The 24,424-nt window shown below is 70.3% G+C and carries 25 protein-coding genes; 7 read left to right on the forward strand and 18 right to left on the reverse strand.

What is annotated here, in order from left to right:
- Window positions 1-21 precede the first annotated feature (21 nt).
- Window positions 22-456 (forward strand): hypothetical protein, encoded by a 435-nt coding sequence (locus CLV71_RS37050; RefSeq protein ID WP_133907577.1) that lies wholly within the window; start codon window positions 22-24, stop codon window positions 454-456.
- Here the strand turns inward: CLV71_RS37050 and CLV71_RS37055 are convergent.
- A complete protein-coding gene (locus CLV71_RS37055) occupies window positions 453-2,114 on the reverse strand; it encodes an FAD-binding oxidoreductase (protein WP_133907578.1) in 1,662 nt (553 codons plus the stop codon). The two genes, CLV71_RS37050 and CLV71_RS37055, sit on opposite strands and share 4 nt — an antisense overlap.
- On the opposite strand from CLV71_RS37055, the gene CLV71_RS37060 reads away from it, so the two are divergent.
- Together CLV71_RS37060 and CLV71_RS37065 are read left to right on the forward strand one after the other, a co-directional pair.
- Window positions 2,113-2,712, forward strand: coding sequence for a TetR/AcrR family transcriptional regulator (locus CLV71_RS37060; RefSeq protein ID WP_133907579.1), 600 nt, complete (start codon window positions 2,113-2,115; stop codon window positions 2,710-2,712). The genes CLV71_RS37055 and CLV71_RS37060 overlap by 2 nt on opposite strands.
- Window positions 2,709-4,226 carry a glycerol-3-phosphate dehydrogenase/oxidase gene (locus tag CLV71_RS37065; RefSeq protein ID WP_133907580.1) on the forward strand — a complete coding sequence of 506 codons (1,518 nt, stop codon included), beginning with the start codon at window positions 2,709-2,711 and terminating at the stop codon, window positions 4,224-4,226. Before CLV71_RS37060 ends, CLV71_RS37065 begins: the two co-directional genes overlap by 4 nt.
- A gap of 52 nt (window positions 4,227-4,278) precedes the next feature.
- On the opposite strand, the gene CLV71_RS37070 is transcribed toward CLV71_RS37065, so the two are convergent.
- Genes CLV71_RS37070 through CLV71_RS37080 form a run of 3 tightly spaced genes read right to left on the reverse strand, consistent with a single transcriptional unit; the run spans window position 4,279 to window position 6,520 of the window.
- Window positions 4,279-5,745, reverse strand: coding sequence for a M15 family metallopeptidase (locus tag CLV71_RS37070; RefSeq protein ID WP_133907581.1), 1,467 nt, complete (start codon window positions 5,743-5,745; stop codon window positions 4,279-4,281).
- Complete coding sequence (locus CLV71_RS37075; RefSeq protein WP_133907582.1) at window positions 5,742-6,059, reverse strand: type VII secretion target; 318 nt, start codon at window positions 6,057-6,059, stop codon at window positions 5,742-5,744. The genes CLV71_RS37070 and CLV71_RS37075 overlap by 4 nt, the downstream gene beginning before the upstream one ends.
- Window positions 6,060-6,082: 23 nt before the next feature.
- Window positions 6,083-6,520, reverse strand: coding sequence for a YbaB/EbfC family nucleoid-associated protein (locus CLV71_RS37080; RefSeq protein ID WP_133907583.1), 438 nt, complete (start codon window positions 6,518-6,520; stop codon window positions 6,083-6,085).
- A 177-nt stretch (window positions 6,521-6,697) separates the two neighbouring features.
- Between CLV71_RS37080 and CLV71_RS37085 the strand changes: the two genes are divergently transcribed.
- From CLV71_RS37085 to CLV71_RS37095, 3 genes are all read left to right on the forward strand, one after another.
- Window positions 6,698-7,555 (forward strand): ABC transporter ATP-binding protein, encoded by an 858-nt coding sequence (locus tag CLV71_RS37085; protein ID WP_208297941.1) that lies wholly within the window; start codon window positions 6,698-6,700, stop codon window positions 7,553-7,555.
- A gap of 28 nt (window positions 7,556-7,583) precedes the next feature.
- A complete protein-coding gene (locus tag CLV71_RS37090; protein WP_133907584.1) occupies window positions 7,584-8,777 on the forward strand; it encodes an ABC transporter permease in 1,194 nt (397 codons plus the stop codon).
- An 88-nt stretch (window positions 8,778-8,865) separates the two neighbouring features.
- Window positions 8,866-9,546 carry a hypothetical protein gene (locus CLV71_RS37095; protein WP_133907585.1) on the forward strand — a complete coding sequence of 227 codons (681 nt, stop codon included), beginning with the start codon at window positions 8,866-8,868 and terminating at the stop codon, window positions 9,544-9,546.
- Window positions 9,547-9,607: 61 nt separating this feature from the next.
- On the opposite strand, the gene CLV71_RS37100 is transcribed toward CLV71_RS37095, so the two are convergent.
- The gene (locus CLV71_RS37100; protein WP_133907586.1) at window positions 9,608-10,921 is read right to left on the reverse strand and encodes a citrate synthase; all 1,314 of its coding nucleotides are present in this window, start codon (window positions 10,919-10,921) and stop codon (window positions 9,608-9,610) included.
- A 93-nt stretch (window positions 10,922-11,014) separates the two neighbouring features.
- A complete protein-coding gene (locus CLV71_RS37105; RefSeq protein WP_133907587.1) occupies window positions 11,015-11,944 on the reverse strand; it encodes a carbohydrate kinase family protein in 930 nt (309 codons plus the stop codon).
- Between the two features lie 78 nt (window positions 11,945-12,022).
- Here CLV71_RS37105 and CLV71_RS37110 point away from each other — a divergent pair, with 78 nt between their 5' ends.
- The gene (locus tag CLV71_RS37110) at window positions 12,023-13,171 is read left to right on the forward strand and encodes an acyl-CoA dehydrogenase family protein (protein WP_133907588.1); all 1,149 of its coding nucleotides are present in this window, start codon (window positions 12,023-12,025) and stop codon (window positions 13,169-13,171) included.
- A gap of 87 nt (window positions 13,172-13,258) precedes the next feature.
- Here the strand turns inward: CLV71_RS37110 and CLV71_RS37115 are convergent, their stop codons facing one another.
- From CLV71_RS37115 to CLV71_RS37170, 12 genes are all read right to left on the reverse strand, one after another.
- Window positions 13,259-14,476 (reverse strand): amidohydrolase, encoded by a 1,218-nt coding sequence (locus CLV71_RS37115; protein ID WP_133907589.1) that lies wholly within the window; start codon window positions 14,474-14,476, stop codon window positions 13,259-13,261.
- A gap of 13 nt (window positions 14,477-14,489) precedes the next feature.
- Complete coding sequence (locus CLV71_RS37120) at window positions 14,490-15,392, reverse strand: aldose 1-epimerase family protein (RefSeq protein WP_133907590.1); 903 nt, start codon at window positions 15,390-15,392, stop codon at window positions 14,490-14,492.
- Window positions 15,393-15,412: 20 nt separating this feature from the next.
- Window positions 15,413-16,819: an APC family permease gene (locus CLV71_RS37125; protein WP_133907591.1), complete on the reverse strand. Its 1,407-nt coding sequence runs from the start codon at window positions 16,817-16,819 to the stop codon at window positions 15,413-15,415.
- Window positions 16,820-16,881: 62 nt separating this feature from the next.
- On the reverse strand, window positions 16,882-18,099 hold the full coding sequence (locus tag CLV71_RS37130; RefSeq protein WP_133907677.1) for an MFS transporter: 1,218 nt from the start codon (window positions 18,097-18,099) through the stop codon (window positions 16,882-16,884).
- Between the two features lie 144 nt (window positions 18,100-18,243).
- Entirely contained in the window at window positions 18,244-18,918 is a 675-nt protein-coding gene (gene pdxH / locus CLV71_RS37135) for a pyridoxamine 5'-phosphate oxidase (protein ID WP_133907592.1), read from the reverse strand.
- Window positions 18,919-19,047: 129 nt separating this feature from the next.
- Complete coding sequence (locus tag CLV71_RS37140) at window positions 19,048-19,689, reverse strand: TetR/AcrR family transcriptional regulator (RefSeq protein WP_133907593.1); 642 nt, start codon at window positions 19,687-19,689, stop codon at window positions 19,048-19,050.
- Window positions 19,690-19,989: 300 nt separating this feature from the next.
- On the reverse strand, window positions 19,990-20,673 hold the full coding sequence (locus CLV71_RS37145; RefSeq protein ID WP_133907594.1) for an urease accessory protein UreD: 684 nt from the start codon (window positions 20,671-20,673) through the stop codon (window positions 19,990-19,992).
- A complete protein-coding gene (gene ureG / locus CLV71_RS37150) occupies window positions 20,670-21,359 on the reverse strand; it encodes an urease accessory protein UreG (RefSeq protein WP_133907595.1) in 690 nt (229 codons plus the stop codon). Before ureG ends, CLV71_RS37145 begins: the two co-directional genes overlap by 4 nt.
- A complete protein-coding gene (locus tag CLV71_RS49765) occupies window positions 21,349-22,014 on the reverse strand; it encodes an urease accessory protein UreF (protein WP_133907596.1) in 666 nt (221 codons plus the stop codon). Before CLV71_RS49765 ends, ureG begins: the two co-directional genes overlap by 11 nt.
- The gene (locus CLV71_RS37160) at window positions 22,014-23,723 is read right to left on the reverse strand and encodes an urease subunit alpha (protein WP_133907597.1); all 1,710 of its coding nucleotides are present in this window, start codon (window positions 23,721-23,723) and stop codon (window positions 22,014-22,016) included. The genes CLV71_RS49765 and CLV71_RS37160 overlap by 1 nt, the downstream gene beginning before the upstream one ends.
- A complete protein-coding gene (locus tag CLV71_RS37165; RefSeq protein WP_133907598.1) occupies window positions 23,720-24,004 on the reverse strand; it encodes an urease subunit beta in 285 nt (94 codons plus the stop codon). The genes CLV71_RS37160 and CLV71_RS37165 overlap by 4 nt, the downstream gene beginning before the upstream one ends.
- An 11-nt stretch (window positions 24,005-24,015) precedes the next feature.
- A complete protein-coding gene (locus CLV71_RS37170; protein WP_133907599.1) occupies window positions 24,016-24,318 on the reverse strand; it encodes an urease subunit gamma in 303 nt (100 codons plus the stop codon).
- Window positions 24,319-24,424: the final 106 nt, after the last annotated feature.

Here is a 24,424-nt window from a genome sequence, read left to right on the forward strand (position 1 = left end):
CCCCGGGTGCACGCTTGGTCCATGAACACCGAGCCCGACCTCGCGAAGGAGCCGACGGTGCGGCACCCGGTGCCGGAGTACACCGAGACACCGCCCACCACGGCCAGGACCGACCCGCTGGCGAAGGTCATGCTCACGCCGCGGCAGTTCTGGGCCGTCCTCGCCGCGGCAGGCATCCTGCTCGGCCTGCTGCTCGCACTCCTGCCGGTCCACGTGGCGAACGCCGACCCGGCCAACCCCGGGTACGTCGCGTGCGGCAACACGATCGGCGGCGTCGAGACCGGACCGCTCGGCGACGGCCTGGGCCGGCCGGACGAGGACGTCCTCGCCACCTACGTGAACACGTGCGAGAGCGCCATCACCACCCGCCTCCTGTTCTCGTGGCCCATGTTCTTCGCGGGCGTGCTCGTGATCGCGTGGCGGGGCGTGGTCCGCGCCCCCGGCGAAACCCCCTAGCCCAACAGCTTTCCCGGGTTGCACACCCCGTCCGGGTCCAGCGTCCGCTTGACCGACGCGAGCACGTCGACGCCGAGGGTGCCGATCTCGGCGGCGAGGTAGGGCGCGTGGTCGACGCCGACCGCGTGGTGGTGGGTGATCGTCCCGAGTGGACCGATGGCCGCGCACGCGGCCGCCTTCGCCCGCCGCCACTGGGTTTCCGGGTCGTCGGCGTCGCGCGGCACGAGCACGGTGAAGTACAGCGAGGCGCCGGTCTCGTAGGCGTGGGAGATGTGGCACGCGACGACGGGGGTCCGGCCCGGCGCGGACAGTGACCCGACGAGCGCGTCCCGCACCGCGGTGCGCAGCTCGCCCAGTCTGGCCCAGTAGGCGGCGGTCTCGAGTGTCTCGACGCAGACTCCCTTGTCCAGCAACGCGTCCCGCTGCCGGGGGCCGGCGAACCTGCCGTGGCGCCACGACTCCCCGGCCGGGGTGCCGAGCGAGACGGGCCGTGACCCGGCCAGCGCACGCAGTGTCGCGTGCCTGCGCGCGGCGAGCTCCTCCTTCGAGGTGGCCTCCCACCCGAGCACCAGCAGGCACGGCTCGTGCACCTTGCGCAGCCGCAGGTACCTGCGCACCAGCGCGGTCTTCCAGCCGCCGGACATGGCGAACGCGACGTCGGTCTCGTACGGGTCGGACAGTCGCGTGACGTCCGCGAGCACGCGCCGCTGCGCGAGCGTGCGCACCGCGGTCACCCCCGCGTCCCAGCCGTCGAGCACGAACCCCTCGTAGCGGCGGATGGTCGGCAGCTCCCGCACCCGCACGGTCACCTCGGTGACGACGCCGAACGCACCCTCGCTGCCCACCACGAGCTGCCGCAGGTCCGGTCCCGCCGCGGACGCGGGTGCGGCGCCGAGCCGCCAGTCTCCGCGCGGTGTGGCGATGCGCACACCCTCGACCATGTCCTCGAACCTGCCGTAGCCGGCGGAGGCCTGACCGGACGAACGGGTGGCGGCGAAACCGCCGATCGTCGCCCGCTCGAACGACTGCGGGACGTGACCGAGAGTCAGCCCGTGCGCGGCGAGCAGGCGCTCGGCCTCCGGTCCCGTCACGCCGGCCTGGAAGACCGCCAGCCGCGAGACGGGGTCCACGGAGACCAGGCGGTCCAACCGGTACAGGTCGACCACCACGACCGCGGCCTTGTCACCGCGCAGCGCGGCCACACCGCCGACGACCGAGGTCCCGCCGCCGAACGGCACGATGCCGACATCGTGGGCCGCGCAGACCTCCACGACCCGGAGCACCTCGTCCGGGTCGCCGGGCGCCACCACGGCATCGGGCACGGCCGGCTCGCCGAACCCGCGGTGGCGCAGCAGATCCAGATAGGACAGACCACCGGCACGGCCCAGCCGGTCGTCACGGCCCGTATGCACGTGCGCCTGCCCGAGCACTGTGCACAGTGCATCGAACGCGTCCTCGGGCAGCCCGGATTCCGGGACCGTCAAAGCGGAATCGGGGACAGCCGGGGTTGTGCGTACGGGCAGACCGGTGCGATCCGCTAGCCACCGAGTGGCGTGAGAAGGCAGTATGGCGTCACTACCACCCGTAGGCGTCCACGCGCGACGAACCGATCGGTCGAGGTAGTCATAGTTCTTACTCACGAGTATAGTGTGACACATGGCCACCATCCGTCACACACCGTCACCCAACCGTGTCGCTGATGACGTTCTGCTCGACGCGGCGTTGACGTGTGTGCTCGCAGTCGGCGTACGCAGGACGACGTTGAGCGACGTCGCCCGCACTGCCGGTGTGAGCCGGATGACGCTGTACCGCAGGTTTCCCGACGTGCGCGGCATGTTGTCCGCGTTGATCACCCGCGAGTTCGGCAGGATCCTCGGCGCCGCGACGGAGGCCGCACGCAGCGAGACCACCGCACGCGGGCAGCTCGTCGTCGCGTCCGTGCACACGTTGCGTGCGCTGGCCGCGAACCCGTTCATGCACGCGATCATCGAGCGGGACGCGGAGATGCTGGTGCCCTACATCTTCGAGCGCATCGGCACGAGCCAGCGGATGGCCGAGGAGTACCTGCACGCGCAGCTGGCCGCGGGCCAGGGCGACGGCTCGATCCGGGCCGGGACGCTGAAGGTCCAGGCACGCACCATCTTCATGCTGCTGCAGCCGTACGTGTTCGCGATCCGACCGTCCACTTCGGACATCGAGCTGGAGGACCTGCTGACCGAGCTCGGGCGACTGCTCGACGTCGCCTTACGTCCGTGACGACCTCCCTCAACGCGGGCAGGCGCGCCGCCGAGCTGGCGGCACTCGCGGGTGGCGAGGTGGTCGACGTGCTCGTCGTCGGCGGCGGCGTGACGGGTGCGGGCATCGCGCTCGACGCGGCCTCGCGCGGGCTGTCGGTGGCGCTGCTGGAGGCACACGACCTGGCGCACGGCACGTCGCGCTGGTCGAGCAAGCTCGTGCACGGCGGGCTTCGCTACCTGGCGAAGGGAGACGTGGGGCTCGCGCACGAGAGTGCCGTGGAGCGCGGCATCCTGATGACCTCGACCGCGCCGCACCTGACCCGCCCGCTGCCACAGCTGATCCCCCTGCACAGCCAGATCTCCCGCAGCTCGGCCGCGTTCATCGCGGCGGGCCTGCGTGCGGGGGATGTCCTGCGCCGCGCCGCCCGGACGCCCTCCGCGCTCCTGCCGCCGCCGCGCCGCGTGTCCGCGCCAGAAACCCTCGCGCTCGCGCCGGGCCTGCGTGCCACGGACCTGCGTGGCAGCTTGCTGTCATTCGACGGCCAGCTCGTGGACGACGCGCGCCTGGTGGTGGCGCTCGCCCGCACGGCGGCAGGCCTCGGCGCGAAGATCCTCACCCGCACCCCGGTGGTGAGCCTGACCGGCGACGCGGCGGAGATCCGCGACGGCGACCGGCTGGTGGAGCTCCGCGCGAGGACGGTGGTCAACGCCGCGGGCGTGTGGGCGGGCCGACTCGTCCCGTCCGTCCGGTTGCGACCCTCGCTCGGCACGCATCTCGTGCTGTCCGGCCCCGACCTCGGCCTCGGCAGCGCGGCGGTGACCGTGCCGGTGCCCGGCTCCCGCTCGCGGTTCGTGCTGCTGCTCCCCCAGCGCGACGGCCTGGTGTACCTGGGCCTGACCGACGAGCCGTTCGACGGCGACATCCCGGACGAACCCGTCGCACCGGCGTCCGATGTGGACTTCCTGTTGCTGGTGGCGTCCTCGGTGCTCGCCAGCCCCGTGACCTCGCGGGACGTGCTCGGCACCTACGCCGGCCTGCGGCCACTGCTCGACGCGCCCGGCCGCAGCGCGGACCTCTCCCGCAAGCACGCGGTGCTGACCTCGCCGGACGGGGTCCTGACCGTCGTGGGCGGCAAGCTGACCACCTACCGCCGCATGGCGCAGGACGCCGTCGACGCGGCCGTCGCGGCGGGCGGTCTGACGGCGGGTGAGTCCCGCACCCGCCATCTCCCCCTGGTCGGCGCGGCACCGAGGTCCATTCTGTCCACAGTGGACGCACCAGAACGCCTCATCGCCAAGTACGGCACCGAGGCGCAGCGCGTGGCGGCGCTTGACCCCACCCCGGTGGCGCCCGGCTTCGACGTGACGGCAGGCGAGGTGCAGTGGGCCGTGCGCCACGAGGGCGCGCTGAACGCCGAGGACGTCCTGCACCGCCGCACGCGGATCGGCCTGGTGCCCGCGAGGCTGGCCGCCGCGGTGACACCCGTGACCGAGCTGGTCCGCAAGGCCCTCGCCGACCCGGTCCCCCGATGAGCGGGACCCCTCCGGCAGGCTGCCGAAGGGGTCCTGTCCACCGGGTGTCCGGCTACGGCGCTTCCCGTTCCGCGCGAAGTCGCGCGGCGACGGCCGCGACCTGCTCCTGGCTGCCGATGATCTCGAAGTGCATCTCGTCGCGGCGGCCGGTGTAGTCGCCGCCCCACCGCACCACGTTGTCGACCTCGCCGAGGATGCGGTGGATCTCCGCGGTCTGGTCGGTGGTGAACGTGCCCTGCGCGCCGAGCACGTGCCGGGTCGCGTTGATGTCGACCGCGGTCGCGCTCGCGTGGTTGGAGATCGCCTGGCTGCCCCGGACGTTGCGCTCCGCGTAGCCCCAGTCGTCGTGCTCGCCCGCGGGACCGTTCAACGCGACGCCCTCGACGCGGGAGTTCACCTGGCCGAGCACGTGCATGAGCACGTCACCCGCTGGGCCGTCGGCCACGTTCACCCGCACGTCCGTGCCCGGGATCGTCCTGGCGCCGCGCGGCGGGTTGACCGGCCACCCGTTCTGCGACACCGGCACCTGCTGCTGGGCGAGCTGCGCGACCTGCGTGGCGTCGGTCGCCGTCTGGACCCGCGGGATGGCAGGCAGTGCGCCGAGCCCGGCACCCGACTCGATAGCCGCCGGGGTGTGCGTGCCGGACGCGCCCGCGGCGGTCGTGCTGTAGTAGCCGGACGTGTCCGGCGCGTACCCGACGGCCTGCGCCTGCGGGCTCACCTGCTGGTCGCCGCTCGCCAGCACCCCGATCTGCTGCAGCAGCTGCTTGACCTGCTGCACGGTCTGGACGATCTGCTGCACGGTCTTGATGATCTGCTGCAGGGTCTGGACGACCTTCTGGATCTCCGACACCGTCTTCTGTGCCGTGGACACGGCCTTCTGCACCGACTGCGCGATCCCCATGGCAACCGAGGCGCCGAAGGACAGCCACGACTTCGACAGCGCCTCGATGCAGATCTGGATGATCTTCGACACCGCTTCGCTGATGAGGTCCATCACCGTCTTGCGTGCCTGCGCGACGGCCTTCCCCGCGTTGGTGATCGCGGAGGACACCGCCTGGCTCGCCTTCGCGAGCGCCTCGAGGCCACTGGCCTGGTTGCCGCTCGCCGTGCGGTAGCCGTTGCCCGCGGTGCCGGTCCAGTTGGCGGTCTGGGACGTCGACGCCTCGCGGTACTGCTGCGCGGTGGTGGTCAGGCCGCCTGCCGCGGACAGCCACGACTGCGCGGAACCCGTGATGGCGCTCGGGTCGCCCTTGAGGATGTCGAAGGGCTCACGCAGGAACGACACCGCGTTGAGCACCCACCCGACGCCTGCCGAGGTGATCGCGCCCATCGGGTCGCCCGCGATGCCGATGACGTCCATCGCGACGTTCGCCACCCCCATGGCGGAGCCGAGGACGTCGCCCTTCTCCATGGCGTCGGCCGTGGTCTTGATGTGCGACAACAGGTTCTGCGCCTGGGCGGTCGTCGTCCCGGTCGTGCCGGTGCCACCCGTGGACGCGACGATCGTGTCGTTCACTTCCTGACCTCTCCTTCGGCCACGGTGAAGACCTGTACGTGCCGCTCCTCCGTCGCCTGGTAGCCGTCCGCCACCAGCGTGAGGCCGGCCCCCACCTGGTCGACGGTCGCGCCCGCGTCGTTCATGCTCTGCCGCACGGTGTCCGCCGCCCCGGTGATGGCCGACGCGAAGAACTCCGCGATCTCGCCGAACGCACCCCCGGACACCGAGTCCGTCGCCCCGCCCGCGACCGAGCGGACGCCCGCGGCGACGGAGCCGACGGTCTGCGCGTGTGAGCGCACCTCGCCTACGTTGACGTTGAAATCATCACCCATGGGATCCGCCACTCTCCTGAGAACTATTTGATGACCTCTGGTGGGCTGTCGAAGTACTCCTCGTCGGACCTCTTGTCGCGCCTGGCCACGAGGTCCATCGGGTTGTCCCGGCCGTCGCCCGTGAAGCCCTGCGGCAGGTGTTCCTTCACCGCGTCGAGGGCCGCGCCCTCGCCGACAAACTTCGTCATCACGTCCACGACCTGTTGGCCGGCGTCACGCTGCGCCTTGCGGCTCGTCTCGAGGATCAGGCGCGCGAGGTGCTCCGGCTCGAGGTCACGGACGCCGGGGCGCAGCACGAGATCGGACAACCCCCCGTTGGCGGTCACGTGGACGGAGACCTCGCCGTCCTGCGACGTGGCCGACCCACCGACCTCGCGCAACGCCTGTTCAGCCTTGTTCGCGCTGGCAGCGGCCGCCTTCAGCTTCTCGTCGTACTGCGCGAACCACTTCTCCGGGTCCATGCCTGGTTACTCCAATGGTCCTTCGTGGATCATCTGCACCCCTGCCAGAACCTACGCGGTCCGACACGGGCGAAGGATGTAGTTTGCGGAATAATTTTCAAAGGTAACCACCGGAATCTTCCATAACCCACCGGCCTGGATACTGGGGTGGAACACCAGGCTAGGGAGGACACGGCGGTGCTGGAGCTCGACCGGGTCGCCAAGCGGTTCGGCGACGTGGTGGCCTGCGCGGACGTCAGCCTCACGGTCCGGTACGGCGAGGTCCACGCCGTCGCGGGCGGCGGGAAGACCACCGTCGCGCGCATCGCGGCGGGCGTGCTCACGCCGGACGACGGCGCGGTGCGGCGGTCGGGCGAGCGCCTCGGCTACCTGCCGGCCTCACGCGGCCTGTACCCGAGGATGAAGGTGCTCGACCAGCTGGAGTACCTGGCGGCGCTGCACGGCCTCGACGCGAGCTCGGCACTGCGCTCGGCGGAGCTGTGGGCCGCCCGCTTCGGCCTGCGTGCGGTGCGTTTCGACCGTGTTCGGCAGCTCCCCGCCGAGGACCAGCGACGTCTGTGGCTGGCCGCCGCGTTCGTCGGTGCGCCGGACGTGCTGGTGCTCGACGAGCCGTTCGACGGCCTCGACCCGGAGACGGCCGAGGCGGTGGTGACCGTGGTGCGCGAGTTCGCGACGGCCGGGGCCGCCGTCCTGCTGGCCACCGACGAGCCGTCGGTGGTCGAGGGGCTTTGCGACCGGGCCACCCTCCTCCACAATGGACGTGTGGTGACTGAAGGGGCGGTGTCGGAGCTGCGCGCGGCGGCGCGGGTGGAGCTGGAGGTGTCCGCACCGTCGGCCCCGCCGGACTGGGCCGACGGCCTGCCCGGCGTCTCGATCCTGTCCGTCCACAATGGACACTTTCGCCTCGCGCTGACCGACGGCGCCGACGACCAGGCGGTACTGGCGGCGGCCATGGCCGCCGGACCCGTGCGGTCGTTCACGGTGGTGCGCACCGGTCTCGCCGAGCTGTTCCGCGACGTGGTGGGCGCCCCGTGAGCGGAGCCCGCGTGGACGAGGTGGCGGTGTGAGGGGCGTGCTGTGGCTGGTGGCACGGCGTGAGGTGAACAGCCGGTTGCGCACCAGGACCTTCGTGGTCTGCACCATCGTCTCGGCACTGGTGCTGGCGGGTTTCGTGCTGATGCGCAGCTCGGTCTTCGAACGTGACGAGCCGAGCGTGATCGGCCTGAACGGCCAGGCGATCTCGGTCGCGGACCAGCTGGCCGACGAGGCGCGGCTCGTCGGTCGCACGGTACGCACGGTGGTGGTGACCGACCTGGCGGACGGCCGCACCAGGGTGGCGAACGGCTCGCTGGACGCGTTGGTGAGCGGCGCGCCAGCTGCCCTGACCGCGTTGGTGAACACCGGCCTCGACGACGAGCTGCGCGGTGTCCTGAATGGACTGGTACGCCAGCAGGTGCTGCGCGGACAGCTGGCGGCGCTGGAGGACCCGACCGGCCTCGACGTGGACGGCGTCCTGACGTCGGTGTCGGAGGCCCATGTCACGGTGCGTACGCTGTCCGCTCCGGCGACCATGGACCCGTCGCGCCTGGCGATGGCCCTGGTCGTGGTGGCGTTGCTGTACCTGGCGTTGCTGTTCTACGGGGCGCTGGTGGCGCAGGGGGTCGTCGAGGAGAAGTCGAGCCGGGTGGTGGAGTTCCTGCTCGCGGCGGTGCGTCCGCGCACGCTGCTGGCGGGAAAGGTGCTCGGCCTCGGTCTGGTCGGCCTGGCGCAGCTGGCGATCGTCGGCGTCGTCGGCCTGCTGGTCGGCTGGCTGGCGTCGGTCCTGCCGTCCTTCGTTGCCGCGTTGGCGGCACTCACGTGGGGCCTGGTGTGGTACTCGCTCGGCTTCCTGTTGTACGCCACGGTGTTCGCGGCGGTCGGCGCGCTGGTGTCGCGCCAGGAGGACGTGCTGTCGGTCCTGATGCCCGCGGCCGCGGTCCTGGTGGTGGCGTTCGTACTGGGGTTCGCCGTGCTGTCCCGCGACCCGACCGGCGTGACGACCACGGTGCTCTCCCTCGTCCCGCTGCTGTCCCCGATCCTGATGCCCGGACGCCTCGCCCTGGCGGCGGCCCCGTTCTGGCAGGTGGCGCTGGCCCTGGCACTCACGGCCGCGACGATCGTGCTGCTGGGCCGCCTCGGCGACCGGGTCTACCGGAACTCGTTGCTGCGCAAGGACTCCCGCACCACGCTACGCCAGGCACTACGCGAACGACCCTGACCCACGAACGGGTGAAACCAATACACCCGACCGCGTATCCGTCCGGCAAAACCCCGGACGGCGACGGACCGCTCGCCAGACTGGGCTGATGAAGTGGTCTCGTCGATCCCCTGCCGAGGACAAGAGCTGGGTCTCGCGCCATCCCGTGCTCGCCATCATCCTGCTGCCGGTCGTCCCCAGCGTGATCGCCGCCCTGGTCGGCCTGGGCATGGAGTACAGCTGGTTCACGGGCGCCGACGAAGCGGGCGCCAGCCCGGCCGTCGAGCACGTGCCTCCCTCGGCCACCGGCCGGCCGGAGCCGGACTCGCCGTCGATCCTCACCCAGCCGCCGTCGTCGGCCGCCTCCTCGGTGGTCACCCAGCCCGACGCGCCGACGGTCACACCGCCCCCACCGGGGGTTCTCGCGCAGGGACACGTGGTGCTCGACCCGGTCGACGGCCACGATCTCGACACGGGCCGCCAGGGTGACCAGAACGAGGCGGGCATGGACATCAGCCCCAGCTCGAGTGGGCAGCAGATCAACGGGATGACCCACGGGAGGCCGAAGATGGCGCGGGTGTCCACAGCGGAGCCGACAGGCCCGACGCTGTGTGACTCCGTGCCGGACGGCTCCTGGGTCACGCCGCTGACCGGTCTGTACGAGATGCGGGTCGGCGACCGGATCTGTGTGCGGACCGACCAGGGCAACTACAGCGTGCTCACCCTGCGGGCCGTGCCGTCGGCCGGGGCGGTCCAGCTCGACGTGGACTACGTCAGCTGGGCGCGGTGATCGCCACGCACAACGAGAAGCGGCCGGGCCCGCAGGAGCGAGCCCGGCCGCGACAGCGTCGTCAGCGGTCGCCGAGCGCCACGTAGTCGCGCTCGGTGTGGCCGGTGTAGACCTGGCGCGGGCGGCCGATCTTCGTGGCCGGGTCGTTCATCATCTCGCGCCAGTGGGCGATCCAGCCCGGCAGGCGGCCGAGTGCGAACAGGACGGTGAAGAACTTCGTCGGGAAGCCCATCGCGCGGTAGATCAGCCCGGTGTAGAAGTCGACGTTCGGGTACAGCTTGCGCTCGACGAAGTAGTCGTCGGCCAGCGCGTGCTCCTCCAGCTGTTTCGCGAGGTCGAGCAGGCTGTCGTCGCCGCCGAGGCGGTTCAGGATGTCGTCGGCCGTCTTCTTGATGATCGCGGCGCGGGGGTCGTAGTTCTTGTAGACCCGGTGGCCGAAGCCCATCAGCTTGACGCCCGGCTCCTTGTTCTTGACCCGCTTCACGAAGGCGTCGACGTCACCGCCGTCGTCGCGGATCCGCTCGAGCATCTCCAGCACCGCGCTGTTCGCGCCGCCGTGCAGGGGGCCGAACAACGCGTTGATGCCCGCCGAGATGCTCGCGAACAGGTTGGCCTCCGACGAGCCGACGAGCCGGACCGTCGACGTCGAGCAGTTCTGCTCGTGGTCGGCGTGCAGGATGAACAGCAGGTCGAGCGCCCGCGCCAGGTCCGGGTCGACCTCGTAGGGCTCCGCCGGGAAGCCGAAGGTCATGCGCAGGAAGTTCTCGACCAGCCCGAGCGAGTTGTCCGGGTACAGGAACGGCTGTCCGACCGACTTCTTGTACGCGTACGCGGCGATGGTCGGTAGCTTCGCGAGGAGCCTTATCGTGGAGATCTCCACGTGGTCCTCGTCGAACGGCCACAGGCTGTCCTGGTAGAAGGTGGACAGCGCGGACACCGCGGACGACAGCACCGGCATCGGGTGCGCGTCACGGGGGAAGCCGTCGAAGAAGCGCTTGAGGTCCTCGTGCAGCAGCGTGTGCCGGTTGATCTTGGACGTGAAGTCGTCGAGCTGGGCCTGGTCCGGCAGCTCTCCGTAGATCAACAGGTAGCTGACCTCGATGAAGGTGGACTTCTCCGCCAGCTGCTCGATCGGGTAACCGCGGTAGCGCAGGATGCCGTTGTCCCCGTCGATGTAGCAGATGGCCGACGAGCACGAGGCGGTGTTGACGAACCCGGGGTCGAGTGTGACGAGCCCGGTGGTCGACAGCAGCTTGCTGACGTTGATCCCGTCGGAGCCCTCCGCGGCGCGCGCGACGGTCATGTCGAAGTCGCCGCCCGGATAGCGCAGGGCGACGGATCCCGCCGCCCCTTCTGTGTTCTGCCCGTCAGGCATGCGTTTTCCCTCTCAACAAAATCGTCTTGTGTTCTTAACGCTAGTGCGCCCGGCGCTTGGGCGGTAAGGGCAAAGGGTGTGGGCCACCGCACTTTACGGCTGAACGTCCAGCTCAGCAGCGTACGGCGGCTCCGCTCCCGCCCTGGAAACCGTGACCGCGGCGGCGCGCGCGGCGAAATGGAGTGCTTTTCGCCACTCGTCGGCACCCACCGCGTGTAAGGCGTCCGGCGTGCCGATACCCGCATTGTGCAGCCACGACAGCAACGCTCCGTGCACGGTGTCGCCCGCGCCGATGGTGTCCACCACGGCGGCGGCCGGCGTGGGCACCGTCACCTCGGCACCGGCCGCCGTGCGCACCGTGATCCCGTCCGCACCCCTGGTCAGCACGACCGCGACCGGGCCGTGGGCGAGCCAGCTCCGCACGGCCTGGTCCGGGTCGCCGTCTGCGAGCCAGGCCGCGTCCTCGACGGACAGCTTGAGCAGGCCGATGTCGGGCAGCCAGGAGGTGAACCGCCGCCGGTAGGCGTCGGGATCCCCGATCAGCACCGGGCGGATGTTGGGGTCGACGACGGTCAGCCCGGTGTGCTCGCGCAGCAGCCGCTCGTACCGCGAGGCCCCCGGTTCGAGGACGAGCGAGAGGGTGCCGAGGGACAGGATCGCCACGTCCGGGGGCAGGACGCCGGGGTGATCTACCTCACGGTCGGCCGTGCCCTGGACGTAGAACGAGTAGCGCGCCGAGCCGTCCGGTCCGATGCCCGCGATGGCGAGCGTCGTCGGCTCCGGTCCTCGTTGGACCAGCGACACGTCCACTCCGGACAGCGTCAGGCGCGCGAGGAGCGAGTCCCCGAAGGCATCCGTCGACAGTCGCGAGAGGAACCGGACGGGCGTCCCGAGCCTGCCGACGGTGATCGCGACGTTGTAGGGGCCGCCGCCGGGCAGCGGCCGGAGCGGGCCGAGCTCACCAGGCCGAGTCCCAGGTCCTGGCACGAGATCGACGAGGGCCTCGCCGCCGACAAGGATCATGGCTTTTCCTCACCTACCCAACAGTAGGAAGTCATACTATTTGGCGTTGGACTCAAAAGGTCTTGCGGAAGGAACGGCATGCCGGCTGAACGTTTGCTGCCGAGCGTCGAGGCCGAGGACCTCGTCAAGCTGGCGAGGGAGATCGCCAGGGACGAGCTCGCGCCACTCGCGTCGGGGTACGAGGAGGAGCACCGCTTCCCGAGGGAGCAGTTCAGGCTGCTCGGCCGCAGCGGCCTGCTCGGACTGCCGTACCCGGAGGAGTGGGGCGGCGGCGCGCTGCCGTACGAGGTGTACCTGCAGGTCCTCGAGGAGCTGGCGACCGCGTGGATGACGATCGGCGTCGGGCTGTCGGTGCACGTGATGTCCTGTTTCGCCCTCGCCACGCACGGGACGCCCGCCCAGCGCGAGCGGTGGCTCCCCGACATGCTGGGCGGTGAGCTGCTCGGCGCGTACGCCCTGTCGGAGCCCCAGGCCGGGTCCGACGCGGCGGCGCTGACGTGTCGCGCGGTACTCACGGGTGACAAGTATGTGGTCAACGGTGTGAAGGCGTGGATAACCCATGGCGGGGAGGCCGACTTCTACACCACGATGGTGCGCACGTCACCCGATGGTGGTCACGGCATCTCCTGCCTGCTGGTCGACGCCGCGACACCCGGCCTGTCCGCCGCCGCCCCGGAGCGCAAGATGGGCATGACCGGCTCGACGACCACCCAGATGCTCTTCGAGGACGCGGCCGTGCCCGCCGACCGCCTGCTCGGCGCCGAGGGTGAGGGCCTGCGGATCGCGCTGTCGGCGCTCAGCTCCGGCCGCCTCGGCATCGCCGCGTGCTCGGTGGGCCTCGCGCAGGCCGCGCTGGACGAGGCCGTGACGTACGCGCGGGGCCGGTCCCAGTTCGGCCGTCCGGTCATCGAGTTCCAGGGCATGGAGTTCCTGCTGGCCGACATGGCCGCCGCGGTCGAGACGGCCAGGGCCATGTACCTGGACGCGGCACGGCGACGCGACCGGGGGCTGCCCTTCACCCGCCAGGCGTCGATCGCGAAGCTGATGGCGACGGACGCGGCCATGAAGGTGACCACCGACGCGGTCCAGGTCCTCGGCGGGGCGGGCTACACGCGGGACTTCCCGGTGGAGCGCTACATGCGGGAGGCGAAGGTCCCGCAGATCTTCGAGGGCACGAACCAGATCCAGCGCATGGTCATCGCCCGCGAGCTACGCAAAGCGACCTGACCCCGTGCACTGAAGGACGCCTTCCTAACGCCCAGCGTCACGAAGGACGCCTTCAGTGCGTTCGGGTCGGGCGGGTCGGGCGGTGGGTCAGCGCTCTTCCTGGTAGAACGGGCTCTTCGTGACGCCGATGTTCGCGGCCTCGTCGAAGTGGTAGACCGGCCTGCCGTTGACGAACACCCGTACCGCGCGGCTCATCACGTCGAGCGGGTCACCCGACCACAGCACGATGTCCGCGTCCAGGCCCGGCTTCAGCGAGCCGACCCGGTCGTCGAGGCCCATGATCCGCGCCGGGTTCACGGTGATCGAGCGCAGTGCCGTGTCCGAGTCGAGGCCCTCCTTCACCGCGAAGGTCGCCTGGTGCACCAGGAAGTCGATCGGCACCACCGGGTGGTCGGTGGTGATCGCGATCTCCACGCCCGCCCGCGCCAGGATCCCGGGGTTGCGCAGCGAGCGGTTGCGGACCTCGACCTTCGACCTGCCCACGATCAGCGGGCCGATGATCACCGGGATCCCCTTCTCCGCCAACAGGTCCGCGATCAGGTGGCCCTCGGTGCCGTGGTTGACGACCAGCCGGTAGCCGAACTCCTCGGACAGGCGGATGGCCGTCGCGATGTCGTCGGCGCGGTGGCAGTGCTGGCACCACGGCACCTCGCCGTCGAGCACCCTGACCAGGACCTCCAGGGTGTTGTCGCGGTCGAACGGCTTGTTCTCCCTCGACGCGTGCTCGCGGGCGGCCTTGTAGTCCTGCGCCTTGGTGAGGGCGTCGCGGATCACCGCCGCCACGCCGAGCCGCGTCGAGGGGAGCTTGTCCTTCTCGCCGTACACCCGCTTGGGGTTCTCGCCGAGTGCGCTCTTCACGCTCACCGGCTGGCGCACCAGCATGTCGTCGACGGTCTGGCCCCACGACTTCACCGCGACGGTCTGGCCGCCGATCGGGTTGCCCGACCCCGGCTTGACGACCACCGTGGTGACCCCGCCCGCCAGCGCGTCGCGGAAGCCCTCGTCGTCCGGGTTGATGCCGTCCAGCGCACGAAGACGCGCGCCGTTCGGGTCGGTCATCTCGTTGACGTCGACGCCCGCCCAGCCGTCGCCCTCCTCGTAGACCCCCAGGTGCCCGTGCGCCTCGACGAACCCGGGCAGCACCCACGTGCCGGAGGCGTCGACGATCTCGGCGTCGTCCGGCACGTCGACGTCGGCCTCTGCGCCGACCGCGACGATCACACCGTCGTCGACCAGCACGGTGCCGCCGTCGATGGGCTCGCCGTCAACCGGGACAACGTAACCACCAGTAATCGCGATACGCATTGGGCCAGCCTACCTAGGCACCGAGCGGAGAGATGCCCCAACGACCGGTCCACGTCTCCCCCGGCGCGAGCCAGAGCAGGTCGACACCGGAGTTCAACGCGTCCGGCGGGCACGTCATCGGCTCGATGGCGACCGCGCGGGCACCCTTGCCGGGGAACTCACCCGGCGTGAACACCTGCACCCAGCCGAACGCGGGCTCGGCCCACACCTCGACACCCGAGCCGTCGCCGGACCGCACGGAGTGCCGCACGTACCCGTCCTGGCCCGGCGCGCAGCCGCCGAACGCCGTGTCCAGCTCGACGTCACGCAGCGGCCGCCCGTCACCGAAGTCGTAGTCGGTGCCCGTCACCTCGATCGGGGAGCCGTTGGGAATCATGGTGTCCAGGTCCACCGGCAGGACCGTGCGTGCCGCCAGGGTGAGACTGCAGTCGTCGACGTCGACGTTGCCGGGCCTCGGGTACGGGTGCGTGCCGACACCGAACGGCATCGGGCGCTCGCCCCGGTTGGCCACGGTGTGCTCGATCGTGAGGCCGTCGTCGGTGAGCGTGTAGGAGATGGCGGTACGGAAGGGAAAGGGCCACCCAGGCGCCTCGTCGACGGTCACCTCCAGGGTGACCGCACTGTCCACGTGCGACACCACCGACCACTGGGCGCGGCGCACGAGGCCGTGGATCGCGTTGCCCCGCACGGCTTCCGTCGCCTCGAGGGTGTGCGTCTCGCCGTTCTGCGACCACGTCGCACCCGCCACCCGGTTCGGCCACGGCACCAGCACACCGCCCGCGCCCATCGGCGGCTCGTCGTCGTAAGTTTCGACGTACGGCACGCCACCAACCTCGAACGCGCGCAACCCCGCGCCGACGATCGTGACAACCGCCGACGCGGGGCCGTGCGAGATCTCCAGCTGCTCTCCTGTCATGAGCGGAGAGCCTACGGGGATCAGTCCTTCAGCGCCCCCGGGTCCAGTTCCTCGCGCTGCTCGCCACGAGTCCGCATGACCGTCCGGTTCACCACCCAGAGCAGGATGCCGACCGCGATCAGCACCAGCCCGATGTAGTAGTCGGTGGCGGGCCTGCCGGACAGCCACGGCACCGCGAGGTACGCGCACAGCACGGCGCCCACGATCGGCGCCCACGTCGGCGCGCGGAAGTGCCGGTGCGCCACCTTCTCCTTGCGCAGCACCAGCAACGCGATGTTGACCACGGTGAACACACACAGGAGCAGCAGTGCGGTCGTGCCGCCGAGCTTGGTTACCGCGTCGGTGCCGGTGGTGCCGATCAGCAGGGCCGCCGCGATCAGGGTCGTGATGACGATCGACACCCACGGCGTGCGCCGGAACGGGTGCACGGTACCGAAAACTTTCGGCAGGATTCGTTCGTTCGCCATGCCGTACAGCAACCGGCTCGCCATCAGCATGTTGATGAGCGCGGAGTTGATGACCGCGAACAGGCCGATCCACTCGAAGATCCAGCGCGGGAAGCCGGGGGCGCCGACGCCGATCACCTCGAGCAGCGCGCCCGACTCGGCCGCGGCGAGGTCGTCGGCGGCGATGAGCAGCGACGACGTGATCGCGACGAGCACGTAGATCAGCGCGGCCGTCGCGAGGCCGGACAGCAGCGACTTCGGGAAGATCCGCTGCGGGTCGCGACACTCCTCGGCCATGTTGACCGAGTCCTCGAACCCGACCATGGCGAAGAACGCGAGCGAGCTGGCCGCGGTGATCGCCAGCAGCCAGCTCGTGTCCGCGGTGTTGACCTCGGTGAGCCTACTCGCATCGCCCTTGCCGCCGCCGACCGCGTAGATGCCGACGCCGATGATGATGACGAGTCCGGCCAGCTCGACGCAGGTGAGCACGACGTTCGCCTTCACCGAGTGCGAGACGCCCACGAAGTTGATCACCGCCAGCAGCGCCATGAACAGGACCGCGACACCGACGACGACCCCGTCGGACAGCTCGATGTCGAGCGCGGCGGGCAGGTAGGTGCCCGCGAAGGTCCGCGCGGCGGCGGACGCCGAGGTGATGCCGGAGCACATGACCGCGAACGCGACGAGGAAGGTCAGGAACGGTTTGCGGAACGCGCGGTTGGTGTACAGAGCGGCACCCGCGGCTCTGGGGTACTTGCCGACGAGCTCCAGGTAGCTGAAGGCGGTCAGGAACGCCACCACGAAGGCGATGACGAACGGCAGCCAGAGCGCGCCGCCGACCTTGCCCGCGACGCTGCCGGTGAGGGCGTAGATCCCGGTGCCCAGTACGTCGCCGATGACGAAGAAGTAGAGCAGCTTTGGGCCCATGACCCGGTTCAGCTCGGTCTTCTCCTCGACGGGAGATGTGTTCTCGGTCACCATGACCGTTGAATATGCCCGATCTTGGCGGTTATGACCAGATCCGCACGTTACTCGTTCACCAACTATCTGGCTGCGGCACGGTAACGCCAGAACGCGGGCAGGCAGGCGACGGCGATCGCGGCGACGATCACGACGAGCACGCCGCCCCCCGTCGCCGCGGCCGCGGTGCCGACCCCGGCCGCCGCCCAGCCGTGCGCGAGGTCGGCGATGCGGGGCCCGCCCGCGACGACGACGGTGAACACGCCCTGCATGCGGCCCCGCATGGCGTCGGTCGCGGCGGTCTGGAGGATGGCGCTGCGGTAGACCATGCTGACCATGTCGGCCGCACCCGCGACGGCCAGGAACGTGACAGCGAGCCAGAGACTGCTCGACATGCCGAACCCGGCGACCGCGAGGCCCCAGATCACGACCGCGATGGTGACGCCGGCGCCGTGCCGCGTGATGTGCGACAGCCAGCCGGAGACCAGGCCGAAGACCAGGGCCCCGATGGGGATCGCCGCGTAGAGCAGGCCGAGGGCGAGCCCGCCGCCGTGCGGGTCGCCGAAGGTGCGCTCCGCCATCTCCGGGAAGAGCGCCCTCGGCATGCCCGCGACCATCGCGATGATGTCCAGCAGGAAACTTGCCAACAAGACGTTCTTCGCGGCGATATAACGGAACCCGTCCGCTATGTCCCGCAGGCCCGCTTTGCGCTTGACCCCGTCCAGCGGCGCGAGCCTGGGCAGCCCCGCGATCAGGAGGGTCGCGATCACGAGCACGATCGAGTCGATCAGGTACAGGATCGGCAGGCCCGCGAGCGGCATGAGCGCGCCGGCCAGCAGCGGGCCGAAGACCATGCCGAACGACCCGACGGTCGCCGAGAGCGCGGTGGCCGGCGCGATCAGCTCCGCGGGCACGAGTCGTGCGACGGCGGCGGTGCGGGTCGGCAGGTTGACCGCCACGAACGCCTGCTGCACCGCGAACAGGCCGAGCACGACCCAGACGCTCGTGCCGACGACGGCGAGGAGCCAGAACAGGCCCGAGGTGAGCGCGACCCCGACGTTCGTGACGAGGATGACCGACCGCCGGTCGAAGGCGTCGGCCAGCGCGCCGCCCCAGAGCCCGAAGATCAGCAGCGGGACGAGACCGAAGGCACCGGCGAGACCCACGTACGCGGAGGAGCCGGTGAGGTCGAAGACCTGCTTTGGCACGGCCACCGTGGTGAGCTGCGAGCCGACCGCGGTGATGGCCGTCGAGATCCAGAGCCGCCGGTAGGTCGGAATCCGTAACGGCCGGGTGTCGATTGCCACCCGGACCCGTTTGGCACTCTTAGCTGCGGAAACGGCCACAACCTATGAGCTTAGGCGCGCTAACGACCTGACGGCGCGTGAGTTTGGTCAACAAGAAAGGCGCGCTCCGTGTCCGGAACGCGCCTTTCGTCGTGTTGCTTACGGGCCTACGCGCTCGACCTGCCAGCCGTCGCGTCCCTGCCGGAAACGGAGGCGGTCGTGCATGCGGTCCATGCGTCCCTGCCAGAACTCGACCACCTCGGGACGGATGCGCCAGCCACCCCAGTGCGGCGGCACGGGCACCTCGTCGGAGTCCGCGAAGCGGCGCTGGACGTTCGACAGCGCGTTCTCCAGGACCGTCCGGTCCCGTACGACGATCGACTGCGGTGAGGCCCACGCGCCGAGCTGCGAGCCTCGGGGCCGCGAAGCCCAGTAGGTCTTGGTCTCGGCGGCGCTGACCTTCTCGACCGTGCCGCGGACGGTGGCCTGGCGGTGCAGCGTGTACCAGGGGAAGGTGGCCGACGCGAAGCGCGTGGCCATGAGGTCGTGGCTCTTGGCCGAGGTGTAGTTGGTGAAGAAGACGACACCGCGCTCGTCGAGCCCCTTCAGCAGCACGGTGCGCGATGCCGGGATGCCGTCCGCGTTCGCCGTGGCGAGGACCATGGCGTTCGGCTCGGGCGACCCCGCGTTGATGGCATCGTCCAGCCACTGCTGCAGCTGCTCGTGCCAGGTGCCGGCCAGCTCGCTCTCGCTCAGCGTCCCCACTTCGTAGGACACCCGCATCGTGGGCAGGGCGAGCGCGATGTCCGGCGTGGCAATGTCGGCGTCCGCCATCCTTGGTCTCCTCGACGCGTAGGGATTACCTCACGTTTCGACAGTACGGGGGAACCTGGTCCACCGAAACCGCGTGCTGGGTGACGACGCACACTTGAATCGATCTGGAAACACTGCGTTCGCAGAACGTTAGGCCGGACGGGTGATGGCCGCGACGAACAGCTCCCGGATCTCGACGGCGACGGCCTCGACCGGCACCGCGGGCTCGTCCGTCTGCCACGCACGCACCAGCTGGGTCACCGCGCCCACGAGCGCGATGGCCGTCAGCCGGTAGTCCCTCGGCGGCGCGAGCCCGGCCGCCGCGGCCCGCTCGCACTCGGCCGTGATGAAGTCGACGTACCGCTTGAACCATTCCTGGTGCTGGCGCTCCATCGACTGGCTGATCCCGGGCGCCTCGACATAGTTCAGCCGGGGATAACGCGGATCGGATGTGACAGCCTCGACGAAAGCGTTCACCAAAGTGGTGATTCGAGTTAGTGCATCCGCATCAGCCAGCGAGTCGAGCACCGGAAGCATGCGCTTCATCGCGATCGTGTTGATGTGCGCGTGCAGTTCCAGGAGCAGCGCTTCCTTGCTTGCGAACTTCTCGTAGAAATTCCTGGTGGAAACACCTGCCCGCGCACACAGATCGGCGATCTTGGTCTTGTGATAACCGCGGGTGGTGAACTCGTCCAGTGCGGCCTCGAGGAGTCGTTCCCGTCGCTCGGCGCGACGCTGCTCGGTGTCCACCCCTCGGTACATCCGGCTGTGCGCACCCGCGCCCTGAGCCATCGAACCTCTCCTTGGCGCTATGTAAAACAGGTCCGGCAATTCTGAAATTGGTAATTACCAGTACAGTGGTAAGTGGTCTGACGTGGTCGGCGGAATCCTCCCACGAGTTGTCCGCGCCGTGTTGACCATCTTCAGGCGAACCGTTGTACACCCAGGCCGGTGGCGGGGTGCGCGGGACCCCTGTTCGTGATCACCATCTGAAAAGAAAATGCTCACCGCGCCGTTTCGGCGGGTCCCCCGATCGTGTGACCTGCGCAAATGACATAGCGCAACGTGCATGAGCGATCAGCCATGAATCGGTTACCGACCGTCATGACTGTAACCGAGCACACGTGCGGCGGTCACGGCGTCGTCGGCGACGGCGGTCGTGAGGGTGCCGCCCGCCGCCAGACGGGTGCGGGACCACCACTCGCCGCTGGCCGCCTCGCGGGTGTCGGAGGTCGACAGTTCGGTGGCGAGGACTCGTTTCCCCAGCAACGATTCCACTGTGGCCGCGACGCGCTGCCGGAGTACCGGACGACCACAGCGAGTGACGTGCATGGCCGTGTACAGCTCTCCGGGTTGTTCACCGGATCGCCCCAGGACAACCGTCTCCCGGGTGCGGAACCGGGCACCCTCGCCGAGTGCGACCGTGAGCGTGGCCTCGTGCGTGGCCCGCCTGGTGACGACGGTCGGCTCGGGGAGGTAGTCGACGGAGGCACCCTCGCCGAGTTCGATGTGAACGCTCGTGTGACTCTTCGCGTTGTGGGGACCGGGAAGCACGACACTGGCCGCGATCCCCCGGAGGGTGAGGCAGGCTCGCGGGCCGACCAGGACGGTCAGGGTCAGCTCGTCACCGCCGAGCGGGCCCGCCGCGGAGCCGACGAGGTGCACGACCGGCTGCCCCCGCACGGGCAGGAGCGTCAGCGGGGCGTCCGACCGCAGCTCACGCACGACGAACCGGCCCCCGTCCGCCTCGACGGTCAGCCGCGCAGATGCTTTCACCCCAACTGTTTCCGCACCCAGTCGGACACTTCGGGTGCCTCCGGCGTCACCACGAGCGACTGCTGGACCACCGGCAGCCCGCCCCGGATGCGGTGGGCGTCTCCCGCCATCACACCGAGGTCGGCCCCGACCAGCGGTGCGAGGTCGGTCTTGTTGATCACGAGCAGGTCGGCGGTGGTGACCCCGGGACCACCCTTGCGCGGCACCTTGTCCCCACCGGCGACGTCGACGACGAAGACCTGACGGTCCACGAGCCCCCGGCTGAACACGGCCGTGAGGTTGTCGCCGCCACTCTCGATGATCACGAGGCGCAACGCGGGGAAGCGCTCGGTGAGCGTGTCGACCGCGTCGAGGTTGGCGGTGATGTCGTCCCGGATGGCCGTGTGCGGGCAACAACCGGTCTGGACGGCCTCGATGCGGGCAGGGTCGAGCACCCCGGCACGGCGGAGGAAGTCGGCGTCCTCCGTCGTGTAGATGTCGTTGGTCACCACGGCCAGCTCGATCTCCTGACCCAGCGACCGGCAGAGTGCGGCGACGAGCGCGGTCTTGCCGCTCCCGACGGGCCCGCCGATCCCGATCCGTACGGGCCGGTCGCCCGCGGGCGGTGCGGGATGCGGGTCCGGTTCGGACACGGTCGGGTCGAAGCTGACCGGATGGGCGTGGTCGTGGCTGTGCTCAGCTGACAAAGAGACGCACCTCTTCCCGATGGTGGCGGTCGTGCTCCTCGGCGAGGAGGTCGAGACCCGGCGCGCCAGGCGCGGGCAGCAGAGCGGGCGCGAGATGCGCGACGGCGACGGCATCGGCGGCCACGGCCTCGATCCCGGCGGCGAGTCCCGCGACGATCCCGTTGACCCGCAGGGGATCCAACCCGAGCAGCCGCACGCTCGCGCTGGCCGGGCCCGAGACGGACAGGTAGGCGGCGGCGAGTGCGGCGGCCTCCGGCGTCCCACTGGCGACGACGCCGAGAACCACCGCGTGGTGCGGCCGGGGCACCGCCGCGAGGAGGCCTTCCGTCGGCGCACCCATCATCTTCGCCGCTCTCGCCGTCGCCCTGCCCTGTGCTCGGGAGGCCGCCCGCTGGGCCGCCGACGGCGTGCGGGCGTCCAGCTCGGCGTCCACCTCGGCCCATTCCGTGAAGCCCCGGGCGGACAGGTGGGCCGACGCGGCGGCGAAGACCGCCGCGAGCGCACCCGCAGAGTGCAGCCGGACGCGGAGGAACGAGGGCAGGTCCGCCTCCGTCCTGACCATGCCGCGAGACGCCGCCTCCTCCAGGCCGCCCGAGTGCGCATGGCCGCCGCCGGGGAAGCGGGAGTCGGCCAGCAGCAACGCCAGTACGTTCATCAGACCAGGAAGTACCGTTGTGCCATCGGCAGCTCCGACACCGGCGCCGGTTCTATCAGCTCGCCGTTCACGTGGACCGCGAAGCTGTCCGGGTCCACCGTCACCGTCGGCAGGTCGTCGTTGTTCACCATGTCGGCCTTGGTGACGCCGCGTGCGTTCGACAGCGGGGCGAGCGGGGTCGACGTGCCGAGGTCGAGGTGTTGCGCGGACGGCGCGACGAAGTGCAGGCTCGACGCGGCCGCCACGCGGGGGGCCGCGCCGTACATCGGGCGTGCCAGCACGGGTTGCGGTGTCGGGATCGACGCGTTCGCGTCACCCATCGCGGCCCACGCGATGAAGCCGCCCTTCAACACGACCGAGGGCTTCACGCCGAAGAACTTCGGCTCCCACAGCACGAGGTCGGCCAGCTTGCCCACCTCGACAGACCCGATCTCGTGTGCGATGCCGTGCGCGATGGCCGGGTTGATCGTGTACTTCGCCACGTACCGCCGCGCCCGCATGTTGTCCGCGGCACCGTCTCCCGCCAGCGCACCACGGCGGCGCTTGTTCACGTGCGCCGTCTGCCAGGTGCGGATGATCACCTCGCCGATGCGGCCCATCGCCTGGGCGTCCGAGCCGATCATCGAGATCGCGCCGAGGTCGTGCAGCACGTCCTCCGCCGCGATCGTCGTCGGGCGGATGCGGCTCTCGGCGAACGCGAGGTCCTCCGGCACCGACGGGTTGAGGTGGTGGCACACCATGAGCATGTCCAGGTGCTCGTCGATGGTGTTCACCGTGTGCGGGCGCGTCGGGTTCGTCGACGACGGCAGGATGTTCGGCAGGCCCACCACCGTGATGATGTCCGGCGCGTGCCCGCCACCCGCGCCCTCCGTGTGGTAGGCGTTGATGGACCGGCCCGCGATGGCATCCACAGTGGACTCGACGAAGCCCGCCTCGTTGAGCGTGTCCGTGTGGATGGCCACCTGGACGCCCGTCTCCTCCGCGACCCGCAGGCACGCGTCGATCGCGGCGGGGGTGGTGCCCCAGTCCTCGTGCAGCTTGAAACCACCGGCGCCCGCGGCGACCTGCTCCCGCAGACCGTCAGGCGACACCGTGTTGCCCTTGCCCAGCAGCAGGACGTTCACCGGCTGGCCGTCCATCGCGGCCAGCATGCGCCCCAGGTTCCACGCGCCGGAGGTGACCGTCGTCGCCTTGCTGCTCTCCGCGGGTCCGATGCCGCCGCCGATCAGCGTGGTCACCCCGGACGCCAGCGCCGTGTCCGTCAGCTGTGGACAGATGAAGTGGACGTGGCAGTCGACGCCGCCAGCCGTCAGGATCTTGCCGTTGCCGCCGATGACCTCCGTCGACGGCCCGATCACCAGCGCGGGGTCGACACCGTCCATGGTGTCCGGGTTGCCCGCCTTGCCGATGCCGACGATCCGTCCATCCCGGACGCCGACGTCCGCTTTCACGACGCCCCAGTGGTCCAGCACCACCACGCCGGTGATCACCAGGTCCGGCGCGCCTTCGGCGCGGGTCACGAGCGACTGGCCCATGGACTCGCGGATCACCTTGCCGCCGCCGAAGATCACCTCGTCGCCGGAGCCGCCGGGGCCCATGGCGCGGTCCTCCGTCACCTCGATCAGCAGGTCCGTGTCCGCCAGGCGGATCCGGTCACCGACCGTCGGCCCCAGCAACGATGCGTAGCGCGCCCGCTCCACGGAGCTCACCGCAGACCCGGCACGACTCGCCGCCCCGCCAGGGGAACCAGCGAGACCTCACGCTCCACACCGGGCTCGAACCGGACGGACGTGCCCGCCGGGACGTCCAGCCGGTGCCCGTCCGCGAGGGTGCGGTCGAACTCGAGCGCCGGGTTCGCCACCGCGAAGTGGTAGTGCGAACCGACCTGCACCGGCCGGTCGCCGGTGTTGCGCACGACGAGCCGCACCCTCGGGCGCCCGGGGTTCAGCTCGACCGGCTCGGCCGCCGGCAGGATCTCACCTGGGATCACGAAAGCCCCTCCTAGACGATCGGGCTGTGGACGGTCACGAGCTTCGTGCCGTCCGGGAAGGTGGCCTCCACCTGGACCGAGTCGATCATCTCGGGCACGCCCGACATGACCTGCGCCCGCGTCAGCACCGAACGGCCGCTGCTCATCAGCTCGCCGACGGAGCGACCGTCACGCGCACCCTCGATCACGTGTTCGGTGATGAGCGCCACGGCCTCGGGGTAGTTGAGCAGCACGCCCCGGTCGAGCCTGCGGCGCGCGACGTCGGCCGCGAAGAGAACCAGCAGCTTGTCCCGTTCCTGGGGCGTCAGGTGCATGGAAGGTGTCTACCACCCCGTGCGGCCCTGGTTCCGCTCTGGAAACACGGGTGTTACGCGGCACAACTGAATCGATCTCCTAAATCGTGACCGAAACCACCGCTCG

The organism is Actinophytocola oryzae (assembly GCF_004364325.1).
GTDB lineage: Bacteria > Actinomycetota > Actinomycetes > Mycobacteriales > Pseudonocardiaceae > Actinophytocola > Actinophytocola oryzae.